At 68.4% G+C, this 16,523-nt stretch carries 18 protein-coding genes, 1 tRNA gene and 1 riboswitch; of the genes, 11 read left to right on the top strand and 8 right to left on the bottom strand.

Going from position 1 to position 16,523, the window contains the following annotated elements; all coding sequences use genetic code 11:
• Window positions 1-5: 5 nt before the first annotated feature.
• Complete coding sequence (locus ABD332_RS07780) at window positions 6-971, bottom strand: exopolyphosphatase (RefSeq protein WP_344501102.1); 966 nt, start codon at window positions 969-971, stop codon at window positions 6-8.
• A gap of 82 nt (window positions 972-1,053) precedes the next feature.
• Window positions 1,054-2,004, bottom strand: a complete 951-nt coding sequence (locus ABD332_RS07785) for a coiled-coil domain-containing protein (RefSeq protein WP_344501103.1) — start codon at window positions 2,002-2,004, stop codon at window positions 1,054-1,056.
• A 75-nt stretch (window positions 2,005-2,079) separates the two neighbouring features.
• Window positions 2,080-2,216, bottom strand: a riboswitch (cyclic di-AMP (ydaO/yuaA leader).
• 388 nt (window positions 2,217-2,604) lie between these two features.
• On the opposite strand from ABD332_RS07785, the gene ABD332_RS07790 reads away from it, so the two are divergent.
• Window positions 2,605-3,723: a glycoside hydrolase family 19 protein gene (locus ABD332_RS07790; protein ID WP_344501104.1), complete on the top strand. Its 1,119-nt coding sequence runs from the start codon at window positions 2,605-2,607 to the stop codon at window positions 3,721-3,723.
• Between the two features lie 61 nt (window positions 3,724-3,784).
• Here ABD332_RS07790 and ABD332_RS07795 read toward each other — a convergent pair whose 3' ends face one another.
• Together ABD332_RS07795 and ABD332_RS07800 are read right to left on the bottom strand one after the other, a co-directional pair.
• Complete coding sequence (locus ABD332_RS07795) at window positions 3,785-5,110, bottom strand: NAD(P)/FAD-dependent oxidoreductase (protein ID WP_344501105.1); 1,326 nt, start codon at window positions 5,108-5,110, stop codon at window positions 3,785-3,787.
• 97 nt (window positions 5,111-5,207) lie between these two features.
• Window positions 5,208-5,714: a mycothiol transferase gene (locus tag ABD332_RS07800; protein ID WP_344501106.1), complete on the bottom strand. Its 507-nt coding sequence runs from the start codon at window positions 5,712-5,714 to the stop codon at window positions 5,208-5,210.
• A 117-nt stretch (window positions 5,715-5,831) separates the two neighbouring features.
• Between ABD332_RS07800 and ABD332_RS07805 the strand changes: the two genes are divergently transcribed.
• Window positions 5,832-6,188: a hypothetical protein gene (locus ABD332_RS07805; protein ID WP_344501107.1), complete on the top strand. Its 357-nt coding sequence runs from the start codon at window positions 5,832-5,834 to the stop codon at window positions 6,186-6,188.
• Between the two features lie 86 nt (window positions 6,189-6,274).
• Here the strand turns inward: ABD332_RS07805 and ABD332_RS07810 are convergent, their stop codons facing one another.
• On the bottom strand, window positions 6,275-7,129 hold the full coding sequence (locus tag ABD332_RS07810; protein ID WP_344501108.1) for a hypothetical protein: 855 nt from the start codon (window positions 7,127-7,129) through the stop codon (window positions 6,275-6,277).
• A gap of 30 nt (window positions 7,130-7,159) precedes the next feature.
• On the opposite strand from ABD332_RS07810, the gene ABD332_RS07815 reads away from it, so the two are divergent.
• Both ABD332_RS07815 and ABD332_RS07820 read left to right on the top strand, forming a co-directional pair.
• Window positions 7,160-7,594 (top strand): GNAT family N-acetyltransferase, encoded by a 435-nt coding sequence (locus ABD332_RS07815; protein WP_344501109.1) that lies wholly within the window; start codon window positions 7,160-7,162, stop codon window positions 7,592-7,594.
• A gap of 67 nt (window positions 7,595-7,661) precedes the next feature.
• A tRNA-Lys gene (locus tag ABD332_RS07820) sits at window positions 7,662-7,733 on the top strand.
• Between the two features lie 105 nt (window positions 7,734-7,838).
• Here the strand turns inward: ABD332_RS07820 and ABD332_RS07825 are convergent.
• Complete coding sequence (locus tag ABD332_RS07825) at window positions 7,839-9,407, bottom strand: site-specific integrase (RefSeq protein ID WP_344501110.1); 1,569 nt, start codon at window positions 9,405-9,407, stop codon at window positions 7,839-7,841.
• A 91-nt stretch (window positions 9,408-9,498) separates the two neighbouring features.
• A complete protein-coding gene (locus ABD332_RS07830; RefSeq protein WP_344501111.1) occupies window positions 9,499-9,780 on the bottom strand; it encodes a helix-turn-helix domain-containing protein in 282 nt (93 codons plus the stop codon).
• A gap of 985 nt (window positions 9,781-10,765) precedes the next feature.
• Between ABD332_RS07830 and ABD332_RS07835 the strand changes: the two genes are divergently transcribed.
• The 7 genes from ABD332_RS07835 to ABD332_RS07860 all read left to right on the top strand — a co-directional run bounded on the left by ABD332_RS07835 (window position 10,766) and on the right by ABD332_RS07860 (window position 15,601).
• Window positions 10,766-10,981: a hypothetical protein gene (locus tag ABD332_RS07835; protein WP_344501112.1), complete on the top strand. Its 216-nt coding sequence runs from the start codon at window positions 10,766-10,768 to the stop codon at window positions 10,979-10,981.
• Window positions 10,978-11,106, top strand: coding sequence for a hypothetical protein (locus ABD332_RS07840; protein ID WP_344501113.1), 129 nt, complete (start codon window positions 10,978-10,980; stop codon window positions 11,104-11,106). Before ABD332_RS07835 ends, ABD332_RS07840 begins: the two co-directional genes overlap by 4 nt.
• 470 nt (window positions 11,107-11,576) lie before the next feature.
• Window positions 11,577-11,792, top strand: a complete 216-nt coding sequence (locus ABD332_RS07845) for a hypothetical protein (RefSeq protein ID WP_344501114.1) — start codon at window positions 11,577-11,579, stop codon at window positions 11,790-11,792.
• A gap of 112 nt (window positions 11,793-11,904) precedes the next feature.
• Window positions 11,905-12,858: a replication-relaxation family protein gene (locus ABD332_RS07850; protein ID WP_344501115.1), complete on the top strand. Its 954-nt coding sequence runs from the start codon at window positions 11,905-11,907 to the stop codon at window positions 12,856-12,858.
• Between the two features lie 270 nt (window positions 12,859-13,128).
• On the top strand, window positions 13,129-13,599 hold the full coding sequence (locus ABD332_RS07855; RefSeq protein WP_344501116.1) for a hypothetical protein: 471 nt from the start codon (window positions 13,129-13,131) through the stop codon (window positions 13,597-13,599).
• A gap of 1,389 nt (window positions 13,600-14,988) precedes the next feature.
• Window positions 14,989-15,117: a type II CBASS E2 protein gene (locus ABD332_RS60445; protein WP_486303839.1), complete on the top strand. Its 129-nt coding sequence runs from the start codon at window positions 14,989-14,991 to the stop codon at window positions 15,115-15,117.
• Window positions 15,118-15,136: 19 nt separating this feature from the next.
• The gene (locus ABD332_RS07860; protein ID WP_344501117.1) at window positions 15,137-15,601 is read left to right on the top strand and encodes a DUF488 domain-containing protein; all 465 of its coding nucleotides are present in this window, start codon (window positions 15,137-15,139) and stop codon (window positions 15,599-15,601) included.
• Between the two features lie 60 nt (window positions 15,602-15,661).
• Here ABD332_RS07860 and ABD332_RS07865 read toward each other — a convergent pair whose 3' ends face one another.
• Window positions 15,662-16,423, bottom strand: a complete 762-nt coding sequence (locus tag ABD332_RS07865) for a hypothetical protein (protein ID WP_344501118.1) — start codon at window positions 16,421-16,423, stop codon at window positions 15,662-15,664.
• Window positions 16,424-16,523 lie beyond the last annotated feature (100 nt).

The following is a 16,523-nucleotide window of genomic DNA, read 5'->3' on the forward strand; positions in this document are numbered from 1 at the left end:
TTACGTCAGGACGCGCCGGAACTCATCGCCGCGGCGCGCGGGGCGCCGACCTTCGCGATGATGTCGGCCAGGACCTGCTCGGACTCGTCGTGCGGGACCTGACAGGTGCCGGCCGCGAGGTGGCCGCCGCCGCCGTACTGCAGCATCACCGAGCCGATGTCGGTCGGTGACGTGCGGTCGAGGATCGACTTGCCCACCGCGAAGACGGTGTTGAGCTTCTGCTTGCCCCAGATCACGTGGATGGAGACCCGGGCCTCGGGGAACAGCGCGTACACCATGAACCGGTTGCCGGCGTAGATCACCTCCTCGTCCCGGAGGTCCACGACGACCACGTCGCCCTCCAGGTGGCTCACCCGCCGCAGCTGGTCGACGAAGAGCTCCTGCTGCTCGCAGAACAGCTCCGCGCGCTCCGCCACGTCCGGCAGCGCCAGGATCTCCTCGACGTCCTGGTGGTCGATGCACGCGTCGATGAGCTGCATCATCAGCTGGTAGTTGGAGATCCGGAACTGCCGGAACCGGCCCAGTCCCGTGCGGCTGTCCATGAGGAAGTTCATCAGCGTCCAGCCGACCGGCTGCAGGATGTCGGTGATGTCGTACTGGGCGGAGTCCGCCTTGTCGACCGCTTCCATCAGCTCGTCGGACACGTTCGGGAACCGCGCGGCGCCGCCGAAGTGGTCGTAGATGACGCGGGCCGCCGACGGGGCCTCCGCGTCGATGATGTGGTTGGTCCGGTCGTCCATGTTGTCGCCCGCGTTGCGCAGGGTCTCCGAGTGGTGGTGGTCGAAGACGAGGTGGGCGCCGGGCGCGTAGGGCAGGTTCGTCAGGATGTCGTCGGGTCCGATATCGACCGTGCCGTCCTGGACGTCTTTGGGGTGCACGAACGTGATGTCGCCGATGAGGTCCAGGTGACGCAGCAGGACGGCGCACACCAGGCCGTCGAAGTCGCTGCGCGTCACGAGTCGGTGCTTCACTTCGGATCCCCTCACCCTGCGTCGGCCGGTCGACAGTTGCCCTATCGGCCGGCCGTACGCAGACGTGAGGTCTTGGCGGTGCTTACAGGAGCGAGAGGTGCACGTGGTTGGTGTGGTCGCTGGAGGGGTCCCCGCCCACGCCGCTGTAATGGTGCCAGCCGACCGCGGGTGTCCACACCTGTTTGAACCAGATGACGTACATGACGCCGAGCCGGTCCGCGTTCTTCACGAAGTACGTCGCCAGGTTGGCCCCGTAGACCTTGTCCTCACCGGCGGCGACGCCACCGAAGCCCGACTTGGCCTGCACCGAGAAGTCGCACGCGCGGCCCTTCGGGTGCTCGTACGGCCCGCTCGGCCGGTAGCAGGACACGAACCGCTTGAAGCCCGCCGCCTGCGCCTGCTGCATCGCGTGCAGCGTGCGCATCGTGATGCAGCCGCTGGTGGTCGGGTCGTTCTGCTTGCACGACTCCGAGGACCAGCCGCCGCTGGCGTTGCGCGGCGACGGCTGCGCGAGCGGCAGGTTGGCCGACACGAAGCCGTTGCTCGGCCCGCCCGCCTGGGCCAGGCCCTTCTCGGCTTCCTTCTTCTTCGCGGCCATGACGGCGACCTGCTCCTGCTGGAGCTTGACCTCGCCCTCGAGCGCCGTCTTCTGCGCCGCCTGGTCCCGCTTCAGCTGGTTGAGCTCGCGCAGCAGGTTGTCGTTGTGGTGGGCGATCTCGTCGATCGAGCCGGCCCGCTCCGCGAAGCCGGTGGGGCTCCCCGAGTCCATCAGCGCCACGAACGTGGTGAGCGGCCCCGTCCGGTACGCGGCGACGGCGATCGCCGACACCTGCTCGGTGACCCTGGCGAGGTTGGCCTCGGTCTGGGCGAGCTTGGCGGTCAGGTCCGCCTGGTTCTTCACCGAGGCGTCGTACTTGTCCTTGGCCTCGATCCACGCGCGGGTGCTCTCGTCGAGGACCTGGGCGAGGGACGCGTTGGATCCCTCGTCGCCCGTGTCGTCTCCCGGCTCGGCGGCGGCCGGAGTGGCGGCCATCCCAAAAAGGACGGCGGCCGTCATCAGGACGGCGATGATCCGCCGACCGGGATGTCGTGATGACATCTGGCTCGTTGTTCCTTCCGTCGGCCGCCGACCGGGTTAGCTGACGGGTTCGGGACGGAACGACCCCTACCGCGGTTGCCCGCGGATTCACCCCACTGTGCGGTTGGGTCCCCGATTCGCCGGTGTCGAGCCGGCGATTGGGCGGCAGTCGCGCCCGGCGCCGCGGGGGGCGGCGCCATGTCGGACGGGACCGACGGCCAGCCTACCCAGGGCGATCAGACCGCGCAGCGTACTGCCTGTCCGCCGCTGTGACGCACCTCTCGAAACCGCGCCGTCCAAGCAGGTCGCCTAAGCTTGCCGAAAGAATCTCGCGTGACGGAAATCACTCAACTGGCCTCACCCTGCCGGCAACGTTCTCGCCCGGGCGATTGTTTTACGCCACCCCGCGGTCACCCCGTGTCACCCCGAGTCACCTCGGAAAGGTGAGGTTAGCGGAACCGTAAAGATTCTTCATAAATCGATGTGATTGCTCCTGTACCGCGGTGGTGGCTGGTCGGATGGGGGCTCAGCGTCGATCTGAACGGAAGTGATCTGGTGTCCAGAGTGCGCCTGTGGGCGGGGCTCGCCGCGACCGCCGTCGTCGGTGGCGTCGTCGCCGTCTTCAACATGCTGCCGGCGTCGGCGGCCACCTGTGCGCCGGCGTGGCAGGCGTCGGCCGTGTACACCGGGGGTGCCACGGTGTCGCGGAACGGGCACAACTTCCTCGCCAAGTGGTGGACGCAGAACGAGGCGCCGCCCGGGAACACCGGCGTGTGGCAGGACCAGGGGTCGTGCGGCGGGAGCACGCCGCAGCCGCCGACGCAGACCGGGTCCGCGGGCGGGTGCAGCTTCCCGGCGTGGGTGCAGGGTCGCAACTACGTGACCGGTGACATCGTGAAGTTCACCGACGGTAAGTACTACATCGCCGAGCACGACAACCCGGGGTACAGCCCGACGATCAGCACCTGGTACTGGGACCCGTACACCTGCAACGGCGGAGGGGGCGGCACGACGCCGCCGCCGAACCCGACCACGAACCCGCCGTCGAACGGGGCGTTCGTCGTCAGCGAGGCCCAGTTCAACCAGATGTTCCCGAACCGGAACCCCTTCTACACGTACAACGGCCTGGTCGCGGCGCTGAACGCCTACCCGGCGTTCGCGAAGACGGGATCGGACGCCCAGCGCAAGCAGGAGGCGGCGGCGTTCCTCGCGAACGTGAACCACGAGACCGGCGGCCTGGTGTACATCGTGGAGCAGAACACCGCGAACTACCCGCACTACTGCGACACGAGCCAGCCGTACGGCTGCCCCGCCGGGCAGGCCGCGTACTACGGCCGCGGGCCGATCCAGCTCAGCTGGAACTTCAACTACAAGGCCGCCGGTGACGCGCTCGGCATCGACCTGCTGCGCAACCCGAACCTGGTGCAGACCGACCCGGCCGTCGCGATGAAGACCGCGCTCTGGTACTGGAACACGCAGACCGGCCCGGGCACGATGACGCCGCACAACGCGATGGTCAACGGCGCCGGGTTCGGCGAGACGATCCGCAGCATCAACGGCAGTCTCGAGTGCGGCGGGCGCAACCCGGCGCAGGTGCAGAGCCGGGTCGCGGCGTACCAGCGCTTCGTCGGCATCCTCGGCGTGGGCGTCGGAGCGGGCTCGCTCAGCTGCTAGTCGCCGAATACCAGGAGGGCGCCCCGGGGAGTGGGGCGCCCTTCTCTTTGTCTTCCGACGGTTACGGCAGGTGCTGGCGGTACTCCTGCAGCGCGCGGCGGGCGAAGACCTGCTGGAACGTGGCGACCCGCTCCGAGCGGCCGCGGCCGATGAAGCTGACGAACCAGTGCAGCACCGCGGTGACCCGGTTCTTGAAGCCGACCAGGTAGAGCAGGTGCACGGCGAGCCACATGAGCCAGCCGACGATCCCGGAGAAGTGCAGCTTGCCGACGCTCGCCACCGCCGAGAAGCGCGAGATCGTGGCCATGCTGCCCTTGTCGAAGTATTTGAACGGCTGACCGGTCGCCTCGCCGGCGAGCCGCTTCTTGATCTGGCCGGCGGCGTGGCGGCCGCTCTGGATCGCGACCTGCGCGACGCCCGGCAGCCGGTTGAGCGACATCATGTCGCCGATCGCGAAGATCTCCGGGTGGCCCGGCACGGTGCAGTCCGGCTCGACCTCCAGCCGTCCGGCCCGGTCGGTCGAGGCTCCCGTCGCCTTCGCCAGCTGCGTCGACAGCGACGGCGCGGCCACGCCCGCCGCCCAGATCTTCGTCATCGACTCGATCCGCTGCCGGCCGTTGCGCGTCTCGACCTCGATGCCGGTCTCGTCGACGTCGACGACCTTCGTGCCGAGCTCGACCTCGACGCCCATGGTGTGCAGCTGCCGCAGCGCCTTCGTCGACAGGTGGTCGCCGAAGCTCGACAGGACCGTGTCGAGCGCGTCGATCAGGATGATCCGCGCGTGCTTCGGGTCGATGTTGCGGTACTGCCCCGGCAGGTGCCGGTGGGCGAGCTCGGCGATCTGGCCGGCCATCTCGACGCCGGTCGGACCGGCGCCGACCACGACGAACGTCAGCCACCGCTCGATCGCGGCCGGGTCGGTCTCCAGCTCGGCGAGCTCGAACGCACCGAAGATCCGCCCGCGCAGCTCCAGCGCGTCGTCGATGCTCTTCATGCCGGGCGCGTGCTCGGCGAACGCGTCGTTGCCGAAGTAGGACTGCGACGCGCCGGCGGCGACGATCAGCGAGTCGTACGGCACGGTGTAGCTCGTCCCGGGCGCGACCGCCGTGACGGTCCTCGCCTCCGGGTCGATCTCGGTGACGGTGCCGAGCAGCACCTTCGCGTTGTCCTGCCGCTTGAGGATCTCCCGGATCGGCGGCGCGATCTCGCCCTCCGACAGGATGCCGGTCGCCACCTGGTACAGCAGCGGCTGGAACAGGTGGTAGGCGGTGCCGTTGATCAGGGTGACGTCGACCGGCGCGTTCTTGAGCGCCTTGGTGGCGAACAGTCCGCCGAAGCCGGCGCCGACGATCACGACGCGGTGACGTCCTTGTGCACGCTCGTCCATCTGCATCTCCCGACAGGGGTGTGGATCGTGCAGATCAAGTACACCACTCCCGGCGGGTGATGGCCGTGTGTCCTCCATGACGTTTCACGGCCGTCTGTCAGGGAATCAGTCCCCTCACGTAGGCCGCCTGGCCCACGTGCTGCGCGTCGTCGTCGAGGACGCTGACCAGCCGCACCCCGAGCGTCACCGGCGGGTCCCATCGCTCGTCGACGATCTGGTCGAGATCCTCTTCCGTGAGCTTCTCCAGCCACGCGATGGTCCGCGCCGACACCGCCTCGAAGTATTCGATCAACACGTCGGCGCTTTCCGGCTGTACCGCCTGGACCTGCGCGGCCGTGTGGCCGTAGCCGGTGTCGTGCTGGTCCTGCCGCAGCCCGAAGCGCGGGGCCCAGTCGCCGGTCACCCACAGCTGCTCGGCGCCGTTGATGCGCTCCGCGATGTGGTCGTCCTGGACCCGCGTCAGGTGCCAGACCAGCCACCCGACCGTGTTGGCGCCGGGCGCCGGCGCCCACCGCAGCTGCTCCGGGCTGAGCCCTTCGACCGCGGCCCTGACCAGATCAGGCAGTCGCCCGTACCCCTCGACGAGCAGTTCGTTCACCCGCACAGCAAGCTTCCCCTCGTGGCACGTTTCCGGGAGTTGACCTTCGACGAACGTCCGTAGTGTTCAGCACATCGCAAGAACGCAGCGAACACCACATAAACTTCCACAAAGGAGAACGACATGAGCGAGTACGGCGAGTTCGAGACCGGCGACCAGCACGAGTCCCTCGACCAGATGCACGAGGTCGACGCCAGCGAGAACAACTACGACTCGCAGTTCGGCGTCTACGAGCAGGACCACGCCTCGGCCGAGAACACCAGCTTCGACCAGGGCCACCACATGTCCTACACCACCCCGGCCGGCGTGCAGTACGAGGAGTCGGACTACACCTCCTACGACCACTCCGCCGCCGAGACGGACCACACGTTCGCCGCCGAGGGCTCCGAGTCGGCCTCCTCGAGCGAGTTCCACGAGCTCGAGGCCCTGCAGGCCCGCCTCGACGCCACGTTCGCCGAGGGCACGTTCGCCTCGAACTGAAGTCCTTCGTAGAAAAGGGGCCCCTTCCCCCGGGGCCCCTTTTCCGTCTTCAGAACTTCTTCCGTCTTCAGAAACTTCTTCCGTCTTCAGAACTTCGTGGGAACGAGTGCGGCCAGCGCGCTCACGACGAACGGGCTGATGATGACCAGTCCGCTGCGCAGCTCCCCGAACGTCGTCTGGTCGATGCCGAGCAGCTTCTCCAGCTTCGACCGCTCCTCGGCCTTGTCCACCAGATCACCCAGCGCGACATCCGTGAGCGGGAAGTTCCGGTCGACGAACAGCGCGCACCGGCGGCGCAACGTCGTGCTCGCCGGCACGTACATGACGCCGACGACGAACGAGGCGACCGCCCCGGAGAACAGCACCGCCGCCTTCGGCAGCTCCGCACCCCATCCCGTGGCCGCGCCGTTGACGAGCGTGACGAGCAGCACCAGGAACCCGAGCTGGTTGAGCAGCCGGCTCACCAGCCGCCGCAGGCTGAGCAGGGTGTTGAGCTGCTGCCCCGGCGAGCCCTCGATCCTGCGCCGGGCCACCCGATGGACCGCGCCGAGCGTCGCCGCCGACGGCAGCGCCCCGCAGATCGCGATCGCCGACAGGGCCAGCCCGCGACCCGTCAGCCCCTGCTCGCCGAGCACGAACGGCGTGGCCGCCACCAGGCCGACCGCCACCGCCACCGACGCGAGCACCAGGTGCAGCACGTGAAACAGCCGGACCCGGTGCACCGTGCCGAGGTCCCGCCACCGCGCCGCGCCGAACCCGAACGCCTCGCCACTGGCCGCCCCGAGCACCGCCGCCAGCACCGCGAACAGCACCCACCGCGGCTCGTGCCCGTGCTCCGGGCTCGTCCACGCGATCCACGTCCCGAGCACCGCCCCGAGCAGCATCGCAAGCAGCCGCAGCTCCCCGGTGATCGTCTCCTCGGCATCCTCCACCACCGTCACGCTGGGACAGCCTTTCTGTAGGGTCTGTCCATGGTCACCGTCGCCCCGCTCACCACGGAAGACCGCGCCGCGTGGGAGGTCCTCTTCACCGGGTACAACACCTTCTACGAACGCGTCCTGCCGCCTGACCGCTTCGACGCCGCGTGGGCCGGCTTCCAGGCCGACACCCGCATCCACGCCCTCGGCGCCAAGCTCGACGGCCAGCTCGTCGGCATCGCGCACTTCCTCGTCCACGCGAGCATCACCACCGACGACGTCTGCTACCTGCAGGACCTCTTCACCGCCCCGTCAGCCCGCGGCCAGGGCGTCGCCCGCGCCCTGATCGCCGCCGTCGCCGACTGGGCCCGCGCCCGCCACTGCAACCGCGTCTACTGGTCCACCCACCACACCAACGCCACCGCCCGCCGCCTGTACGACCAGGTCGCCGTCAACCGCGGCTTCATCCTCTACCAGATCCCCCTCTGACCTGCCCCGCCATCCAGAGGGAAACACATGCGTGCCACCCCGCCCCGACAAGGTAACCTGTCTGCGCGGGCTGCTAGCTCAATGGCAGAGCTGCGGACTTTTAATCCGTAGGTTCAGGGTTCGAGTCCCTGGCGGCCCACCCTCTGACCTGCGAAAACGCGGCGAAGACATTCATGGTCTTCAAATGGGTTGCTCGGAATAGCTCCGTGGTTGCTCCGTTCATGTACCGGGCGTAGTCGTAGTATCACCCTGCCGCAGCCTCGGTGCTCGTGGAACGTACCTGCCGGTTTGGCGACTTGCTGCGCGTGCCGGTCTTGTCGCGCTGCCGTAGCGGGGTGACGTTGCCTGCCGCTGGTATGGCGCGCGCCGCTCGCGGGACAAGCGCGGCAGCGGCGTCGGCTTTGGCCCGCTCGGTCTCGAGTTCCTGGATGACCGAGGTGTAGGTGTCGGAGGTGATGGTGATCGAGGAGTGCCCGAGGGTCTCCTTGATGTCGTTGAGGTCGGCGCCGGTGGCCTTGAGGTAAGTCGCGGCGCAGTGCCGCAGGTCGTGCAGGCGGATCGGCGGTAGACCGGCGCCTTCGACGAGTTCCTCGAAGCGTTCGCTGACGTGGTCGGGGTGCCACGGGGTGCCGTCCGGTTTGACGAAGAAGTCGCCGGTGGCGGGCCATTCGTCGCCGGACACAAGCTGCCACCGGTCGCGCATCGCCTGGTACTCGGTGAGGGCGGTGGTGGACGCTGTGTCGAGTGCGAGGGTGCGGTCACCGGCGTCGGTTTTGACCTTCTTGCGCACGGCCCGGTAGCCGACGGTGGTGACCTGTTCGGAGAAGGTGATGGTGCCGGTGTCGAGGTCGACGTCGCGGTCGCGGAGGCCGACCGCCTCCCCACGGCGCAGCCCGCGGTGCATGATGAGCACGAACAGGGCGTAGAGCATGATGTCGTGCGCCTCGGCGTGGTCCAGGAACTGGCCCGCCTGTTCGGGCATCCACACCATGACCTTGCTCGGCCGTTCCCCGGTGGCCCGCCAGTGCGCGATGGCGGCTTTGGTCCACACCTTCGCCTTGGGGCGTTTACCGGAGGGTAGTTCGACGTGGGCGGCGGGGTTGAACTCGATGAGCCGGTGGGTGCTGATGGCGTCGTTGAGCGCTTTGCGCAGGGTGGCGCGGATGCGGTGCATCGTGGCCGGTCCGGTGATCCGGATGCCTTTGACGCCGGCGCGGGCGGCGGGGTCGTCGCTCTGCCGGGCGAGGTCCACTGCGGTGTTGCGGTCGGTGATGGCGTCGAACATGGCCTGGACGTGCACGACGCGGAGTTCGTCGATCGGGATGTGGCCGAGGTGCGGGGTGAGGTGGTTGCGGATGTGGCCTTCGTAGGCGACGCGCGTGGTCGGTTCGATCTTGCGGTGACGCAGCCACTGCCGCAGATATTCGGTCATCGGGGTGGACTGGGTGGCGGGGATGCCGGCGCGGACGCGGCGGGCGATCTGGTCCCGGTCGGGTAGCGGGCGTCCGGCCTTGAGGCCGCTGAGCAGGTCGGCGATCTCGGTGGCGAGGGTGGCGTTGGTGCCGGCGAGGGCGAGCAGTTCCTGGGCTTGGCCGCGTTCGCCGAGGGCGTCGTCGCGGGTGTCGAAGCCGCGGCGGCGCAGCTGGCGGCGGACGCCGGCCGCGGTGGGTGGGAGTTCCAGTTGGTAGGCCCACCGGCCGTGGGTGGGGCTCCATGCCCCGCCGGGCCGGCGTAGCTTCGGGCAGTTGCCGTTGAGCCGTCGGCCGTCGCTGTCGCGGCATGAGCAATGTTTGGCGATGGATCCTTCCGCCATGACGGTTGACTCCTTGGTGGTTCGTTGCGGGTACTGGCGTGGCGGTGTTGTGGGTTCGTGGTGTTGATCGACGCGTGGTTCGGGCCGGGAATCAAGTCGTCGGCGGGTCGGGCTCGGTGGGCATGTGCAGGGCGGTGAGGATCGCCGCGACGGGGATGCGGTAGCGGCGGCCGAAGCGCAGGACCGGCAGGGGGAAGGTGCCGGCTTTGATCAGGTCGTAGGCGACGGAGCGGGACAGGCCGAAGATAGCGGCGGCAGTCGGCACGGTGGTGACGGTGCCGAGCGCGCGGATCCGTTCGGCGGTCCAGGCCGTTGTCGGCGCGGGGGTGGACGGCTGCTGGGCGCTGTGGGCATGGGCGGGCTGCGAGTGCATGGGGTGTCCCTTGTGGTGGTGTCGGATGCGGGAGCCGCCCCGGGCCGCGCGGTGGAGGACGGCGGCCGTCGGGTGCTTGCTCGGGTGGCGGCGCGCAGCGCGGGAAGCGCTGACATCCCCCTATCCGGTTTTGTGAGCCGTGGCGAACGCCCCTGCCGCTCACAGCCGCTCACAGCAGCCCAACACCCACTCACGGCCACATTGCGCACGCTCACAGCTACCGAACGTGGTCGAATGCGGAGGGATGTCCGCTCACAGCGGCCCTTTCTGTCAACCCTCAGCCACTCACAGCCACTCACAACCGCTCACAGCGTGAGGCGGACCCCGCTCACACCGCTCACAGCGCGAGAAGGACTCCGCTCACAGCCGCTCACGGCGCAAGCGGATCTCGACGGTGCTCGGATGCGGTTGCTGGAGGGCATGGGAGCGGTCGCGCTTCCGTATCCAACGGACGTCGATGCACACCGGTGATGCGCCATTTGCATCAATCGATGGTCTTCGTTGACATCCCCTTGCCAATTGATCATCTTCTGTGACACGGATGCCGTGCCAATCGATGATCTTCTGCGACATGCGGGCGTGTCACGGCCGGCGGTAGGCACATGGTGGGGCGTCGGGAGTTGCTGTGAGTGTCGGCGGTATCTGCTGTCGCAGGGGGTGGCGAGCGCTGCGAGTGGACCGCCGCGCGCAGGCGGGGCAATGGCATGGCACGCCGACCGGGTCGGGACGCGCTGCCATCATCCGTGTCAACGTGCAGCTCAACTGCTGTGACAGACACTCGTGTCAACGATGACAATCGATGTCAAAGATCGTGTGACACGCCGCCGGCATCGTGACATGACGCGGCGCTGTCCGCCTCGATGTGCCGCTGGCCAGCGCTGCCAGTGACCTGTGAGCGTGCCGTGGCGCAATGACATCCCGGACGTCGCGGCGAAAGGCCCGGCGATGTCAATTCACAATCTTCACTGTCATGGGAGCTTGTGACATGCCCGTGTCCACCATCCTGGACCGCGCCACGACCCACCTGGACACCGATGACACGACCGGCGGCGTCGCCGCCACGAGCCGTGACACCGCCATCGGCACGGCCTGCGTCGTGTTTGGTGTCGGTCCCGCCGACCTGGACCGCGCCACCGCCACCGATGACGCCGGTGATGAGCGTGGCCGTCCGCACCGTTCGCGTGCGTCGACGCCGCGTTGACCACCGGCCCGACCCCGTTGGGCATCGATCTCACCGGCCGCGACCCCGGCCGCGGCCTGCCCGGCGGCGTGGAGGGCCTGGCCGTGGTGCGGACCTGGCTGCCCGAGAACACCACTGGCCTGTGAGCGGCTGTGAGCGGCTGTGAGCGGCTGTGAGCGGCAGGGGCGTTCGCCACGGCTCACAAACCCGGATAGGGGTATGCGGGTCCTCCCGGCTCGGCGGGCCCGCCCGCCAAGCGGCCACCCTGACACTCCGGGTCGTGCTCGCCGCCGGGCGACCCCCGCGCCGCACTTGCCGAGGCCCGCAAGCACCGGCTATGCCTGGTGCTGCCCCACCAGGGACCGGACCCGGCTGCGCCCGGACATCTCCTCGCCGCCGCGGGCCGCACCGCACCCGCGCGCAACAAGGGGTACCTCACCGCCGCCGCGGAGGACGCGCGGGTACCGGGCCGGCATGCCTGCCCGAACTCGACGAGGGCGACCTGCCCCATTTCGGCGCCTCCACCGCCGCCCTCGCCCTGCCGCCGCCGGCAGGGCTCAGCACTCGCCCGTGCAGGCCCGCGACCCGCCCCGGGCAACGTCCGAACAACGTCCTGGTGATCCGGCAGACCCGCCGCGGGCGTACCGCAGCAGGACGCCAGCGCCGTCAAGACCTCGTCGAGCAGTTCGCCGCAACCCCGACGACGGCAGCCGCCGACCAGGCAGGGACACGCGGCGACCCGCTGTCAGCGGGCGTCGTACACCGGGTCGTCGACCGGCTCGTCGTACGGCTCATCACCCCTCACCGGGCGGACCCGTACAACCATGCCTGACCTGCGCTGTCAGTGCAGCACACCGCCCTGACAGCGACCGATCCGACGACCTCCACCAGCCAGACACCCCTCCAAGGGAGGGGTCCCCTTCCCCCAAGGAGCACCAGGACTCATGTCATCCAACCGGCCCGACCCCAGCAGATTCAGCCCTGCCGGTCCCCCGTCGAAGTCGAAGGCCAAGCCCCGGGTGCCGCCGCCCTCGGCCCGACCCGACCCGCTCGCCGTGTACCGGCGTATCACCGCGCGTGACCGCGCCCTGCTGTCCCTGCTCGCCGAGCACTACCTGCTGTCGGCGCCCCAGATCGCGTCCGCGTTCTTCGACGGGCTGCGCACCGCGCAGCGGCGGCTGACCATCCTGCACCGCCTCGACGTGCTGCACCGCTTCGCCCTGGCCAACCCCGCCAACACCGCTGTGCCCTACCTCTACGCCCTCGGACCGGTCGGGCTGCAGATGTTCCCAACCGTCTACAACAACCCCGACCCCACCCACCACCACGCCCACCCCAGGGCGCCGCGCACCTCCCTGGAACGGGCCCGGCGCATCGCCGCCAGCCGCAAGGCCGCACACCTCATCGGCGCCAACCAGTTCTTCATCGACCTGCTCACCGCCGCCCGCCACCACCCCGGCACCGAACTGCTGCGCTGGTGGTCCGAACAGCACGCCACCGACGTCTACGCCCTGGCCGACATCCGCCCCGACGGCCACGGCATCTGGCACGCCGAACACCGCACCGTCGGCTTCTTCCTCGAACACGACAACAGCACCGAGAACCTCGCCCGCGTCATCGCGAAACTCCGCGGCTACGAACGCCTCGCCGCGTTCGGCCCCCGCTACCCGGTCCTGCTGTGGGTACCCAGCCGCGACCGCGAGACGAACCTCCTGCGTCTCCTCGCCGGGCTCGACACCGCCATGCCCATCGCCACCGCCGTGCACAGCCCCGACCCCGCCGGCCGGGTCTGGACCCTCGCCGCCGACCCCGACCACCGCCGACGGCTGCACGAACTGCCCTCCGACCACGGCCCGCACGCGGCGACCAACCCCAGCAGGTACCTCGACGACGACTGACGCTCCACGCACGAGCAGCAAGAAACGTCTCCTCGTTCACGCACAGCGCAGCCCCCGGTGCAACTCCTCCGTGCTTCCGCCGCCTCCGCCACCGGCCCCGGTGGAAGGGCTGGTCGGCGTCCCGGGCATCCGTACCCGGCGGTCGCGGCCACGACGACTTGACCTGCGAGACAAAGTCGAGCGTCGATCTGTGTGCCGCCACCGGCCGGCCCGCCGCAGCCGGCGACAACGGCTGCCCGGACACGCACGCAACCGCAGGGAGACCACGCCATGACCATGCTCACCCTGGCCACCGCACACCGGACACACCCGTCCGCCGACGTAACGGTCCCGGACGACGTCGTCGACGTCCTGCTCTGGCGCACCGCGTTCGACGTCGCCGCCGAACACCAGCGCGGCCCCACCGGCGACTGCACCAACCTGCGCTGCGCCAGCGAACATGGCACCTGCACCCCCGCCCGGCAAGCCCTGCACGCGCTGCGCATCGCCCGACGCGCACCAGCCCCCACACCACAACCCACCAGGAACACACCGCACACCACACCACCCTCACCCGGTCCGTCCCGGCCACAGCCGCCGATTGCCGGTCGTGCCACCGTCGCCAGACCGAACACCACCCGGTTCACCGGCTGGTTCACCAGCACCGCCCGCGCAGTCAGCACCCTGCGGCTGTACCACCTGCCACGCCGCCAACCCGGCGCCGCACTCGCCTACGCCACAGGCGGCATGGCAACCACATGAAGTCGACAGCCGTGCCGCCAACCCCACAAAGCACGTTCGAGGTGCGGCAGCTGAGCACCGTCCGCCGCCATGAATGCCCCCATAGGCGGCCATTACCGCCCCGCTGCGCGTCCGCGTGTTTCCCCGCCGGTAGTTTGCCACGGTAACGTGAAGTTCGTTCGTGCCGACCGGACTGCCGGAGACCCACGTGGCGCGAGGCATCGCTTCCGGCGTCTCGCCGTGAGCTGATCCACGTCCTACCTTGCGCAACGCGACGTGGCCATCGCTCAGATCGTGTCAACGGAAACCAGATGTCCGTTGACAGGCAGCTCCGTCGGGAGCTGCGACTGATCGTGGCGGTCGCCCCGGCCAAGACCGCAGGCTCGCCTCAATGAAGGGCAGCTCCGTCAGGAGCTGCGACCATTTCGTTCTGGGCCACCGTCGGCAACTACGAGCCTCAATGAAGGGCAGCTCCGTCGGGAGCTGCGACCCAGGGGGCGATCGTCCGGCACGGGACCTCCCCTCGTGCCTCAATGAAGGGCAGCTCCGTCGGGAGCTGCGACGGGACATGGCCATGCGGCCCAACAACATGAACCCGTCGATGCCTCAATGAAGGGCAGCTCCGTCGGGAGCTGCGACCTGCTTCTCAGCCTCGGGTGAGGACCGCGACACGAAGTCGAAGGCGTTGTTCACCGGCAGGTCGGGCAGGCCTCGATGAAGGGCGGTCCCCGTGAAGACCGCGACTTGCCACCTCCGAGGAGCAGGTCGACAACACGTGGTTGTGCATGCCTCGATGAAGGCGGTCCCCGTGAGGACCGCGACTACGTGGGTGGTACAGGAGACCGACCTCGGGAAGCTGCCTCGATGAAGGGCGGTTCCCGTGAGGACCGCGACCGGCCATTCCATCACCGCCGGGTTCACCACCAAGTACAAGCCTAAATGAAGGGCGGCCCTCCGTGAGGACCGCGACGCGGAGAGCCTGGCGCCGTAGTCGGTGGCGAAGGCGCCTCGATGAAGGGCGGCCCCCGCGAGGACCGCGACCAGCATCACCGGCCACGGCCTGTACCTGATCTACAAACCTCGATGAAGGGCGGTCCCGTGAGGAGCGCAACCGGGCTGGTAGGCCTCGGTCCACTCAGCCGAGTCGTCGCCTCGATGAAGGGCGGTCCCCGTGAGGACCGCGACCGCCGACGCTCGCCACCCTGCCGAATCCGCAGATCATGCCTTGATGAAGGGCGGTCCCCCGTGAGGACCGCGACCTTGGCGAACACACAGACGCGCGCAGCCAGTACCGCATCACGCCTTGATGAAGGGCGGTCCCCGTGAGGACCGCGACAGGGTGTCACTCTATACAGGTGTGACCTGCGGCAATGCGATTGCACGCGAGGGGTCGCTCGGTGGAATACCGCGCTGCCCTGGACGGCTGAATGGCTGCTGCACTACGAACTGTGGCTCATCGCCGGCACATGGACCGGCGGCGGACACACCGAGCGCCGAAGCGAAGTAGTCCCCAACGGAAGGTCCGATAAGTCTCGGTAGTTGTGGAAGGGTAAGCGGCATGACTGCGACGCTGGAAGCTCCGGGCTCAGGTTTGATCGGTTTGGGCTATGAGGGTCGGACGGTCGACGACCTGGTAGCTGAGCTTCTCGCGCTCAAGATTTCGCGTCTGGTTGACATCCGGATGACGCCATTGTCCCGAAAGCCCGGACTAAGTAAATCTGCACTACGTGCGGCGCTGGCCGATGCCGGCATCGAGTATGAGCACCGTCGGGAGCTGGGGAATCCGAAGGATAATCGCCCCGGCTTCGCGGGCTCACCAGCGACATTGCAGGCCGCCCGGGCGCGGTACGCGGAGCTGCTGCGTCGTCCGGAAGCGGTTGCAGCGTTGACCGCTGTGGCAGACGCTGGCCGACGGGAGCGGGTGGCGGTGCTGTGCTTCGAGGCCGATCAGAGCCGCTGCCATCGCGACCTAGTCCTCAATGAGGCACTACAGCGGATGAGTCATCCGCGTGGCGGCCAGTAGACGCCAAGGATACTGAAGGTCTGCACCCGCTTAGCCTGGTTGCCGACGTAAAATGCGACGTCACGAGTGGGAGCGCACAGTTCGTCGAGAAACTTTGTTCGCACGGCATCGCGCAGTTCGGCGACCGACTGGCGGGCGAGGCGCCGCTGGAAGGCTACGAACTCCCAGTCGAGTAGTCCCTGCCGGGTGACCGGAGCAGCGAGGTTCATGGCAGTGGTACCGGTAGTAGGCACGCAGGCGCGGCGCCTCCAGTGACGTCCGTGGTTCGCTGCTAAGGAGATCGAGCTGGTTCACGTAGGCGTCGATCTTGCGCTGTTCGTCGGCGGTCCAGCCCGGATGTGTCTCAATGTCGAGGCCGTCGACTCGGAGCGGGCGGACCAGCGCCAATGATTGCGCACTGTGATCCGCTCGCGCGTCGCGATTGAGTCGGCACATCGACTCCTCCACCCAAGGGTCGAGCAACTTACTACGCGGCTTCCAGGGATCGAGATGGCGAACGTTGACCATCGAGCCCACCAGGGGTTTGAAGCTCTCCCGACACTGATCTTGACGAGCTGGTTTGGCATCAACAGTGACGATGTCGTACTTGCGGAACTTGTCGTCGCTTGCCAGTTCACGGAAGTTGATCGGGTAGAGCCGAATCCAGCCGCGCCGCTCGAGGTCGGTGCTCAGCCCGGCCACGCAGACCGTCTCGCCATGCCGTTCCGACGGGTTCGGAGCGGCCTTGACCGTGATGAGAACCGAGAGCCGAACTGCTTGGTCAGACTGAGGCTTCGGATCAGGCCCGTCCGCATTCGGGCCGAAAAGTGACAACTGTCCCATGTTCACCTCCCACTTCCAGCGACCCTCAGTGATTAAATGATCGCAATATGTCAGCGTGACGCAGGTGTGCGTCAGGGGGAAGGAGCTAGGCGGAGCTCAG

The organism is Dactylosporangium maewongense (assembly GCF_039531485.1).
Classification (GTDB): Bacteria; Actinomycetota; Actinomycetes; order Mycobacteriales; family Micromonosporaceae; genus Dactylosporangium; species Dactylosporangium maewongense.

What these genes read in the sequence shown, in the direction of transcription:
- ABD332_RS07785 (WP_344501103.1), bottom strand. Translation starts at nt 2,004, where the DNA reads ATGGCCGCCACTCCGGCCGCCGCCGAGCCGGGAGACGACACGGGCGAC.
- ABD332_RS07795 (WP_344501105.1), bottom strand. Translation starts at nt 5,110, where the DNA reads ATGGACGAGCGTGCACAAGGACGTCACCGCGTCGTGATCGTCGGCGCC.
- ABD332_RS07805 (WP_344501107.1), top strand. Translation starts at nt 5,832, where the DNA reads ATGAGCGAGTACGGCGAGTTCGAGACCGGCGACCAGCACGAGTCCCTC.
- ABD332_RS07815 (WP_344501109.1), top strand. Translation starts at nt 7,160, where the DNA reads ATGGTCACCGTCGCCCCGCTCACCACGGAAGACCGCGCCGCGTGGGAG.
- ABD332_RS07825 (WP_344501110.1), bottom strand. Translation starts at nt 9,407, where the DNA reads ATGGCGGAAGGATCCATCGCCAAACATTGCTCATGCCGCGACAGCGAC.
- ABD332_RS07830 (WP_344501111.1), bottom strand. Translation starts at nt 9,780, where the DNA reads ATGCACTCGCAGCCCGCCCATGCCCACAGCGCCCAGCAGCCGTCCACC.
- ABD332_RS07835 (WP_344501112.1), top strand. Translation starts at nt 10,766, where the DNA reads ATGCCCGTGTCCACCATCCTGGACCGCGCCACGACCCACCTGGACACC.
- ABD332_RS07850 (WP_344501115.1), top strand. Translation starts at nt 11,905, where the DNA reads ATGTCATCCAACCGGCCCGACCCCAGCAGATTCAGCCCTGCCGGTCCC.
- ABD332_RS07855 (WP_344501116.1), top strand. Translation starts at nt 13,129, where the DNA reads ATGACCATGCTCACCCTGGCCACCGCACACCGGACACACCCGTCCGCC.
- ABD332_RS07860 (WP_344501117.1), top strand. Translation starts at nt 15,137, where the DNA reads ATGACTGCGACGCTGGAAGCTCCGGGCTCAGGTTTGATCGGTTTGGGC.
- ABD332_RS07865 (WP_344501118.1), bottom strand. Translation starts at nt 16,423, where the DNA reads ATGGGACAGTTGTCACTTTTCGGCCCGAATGCGGACGGGCCTGATCCG.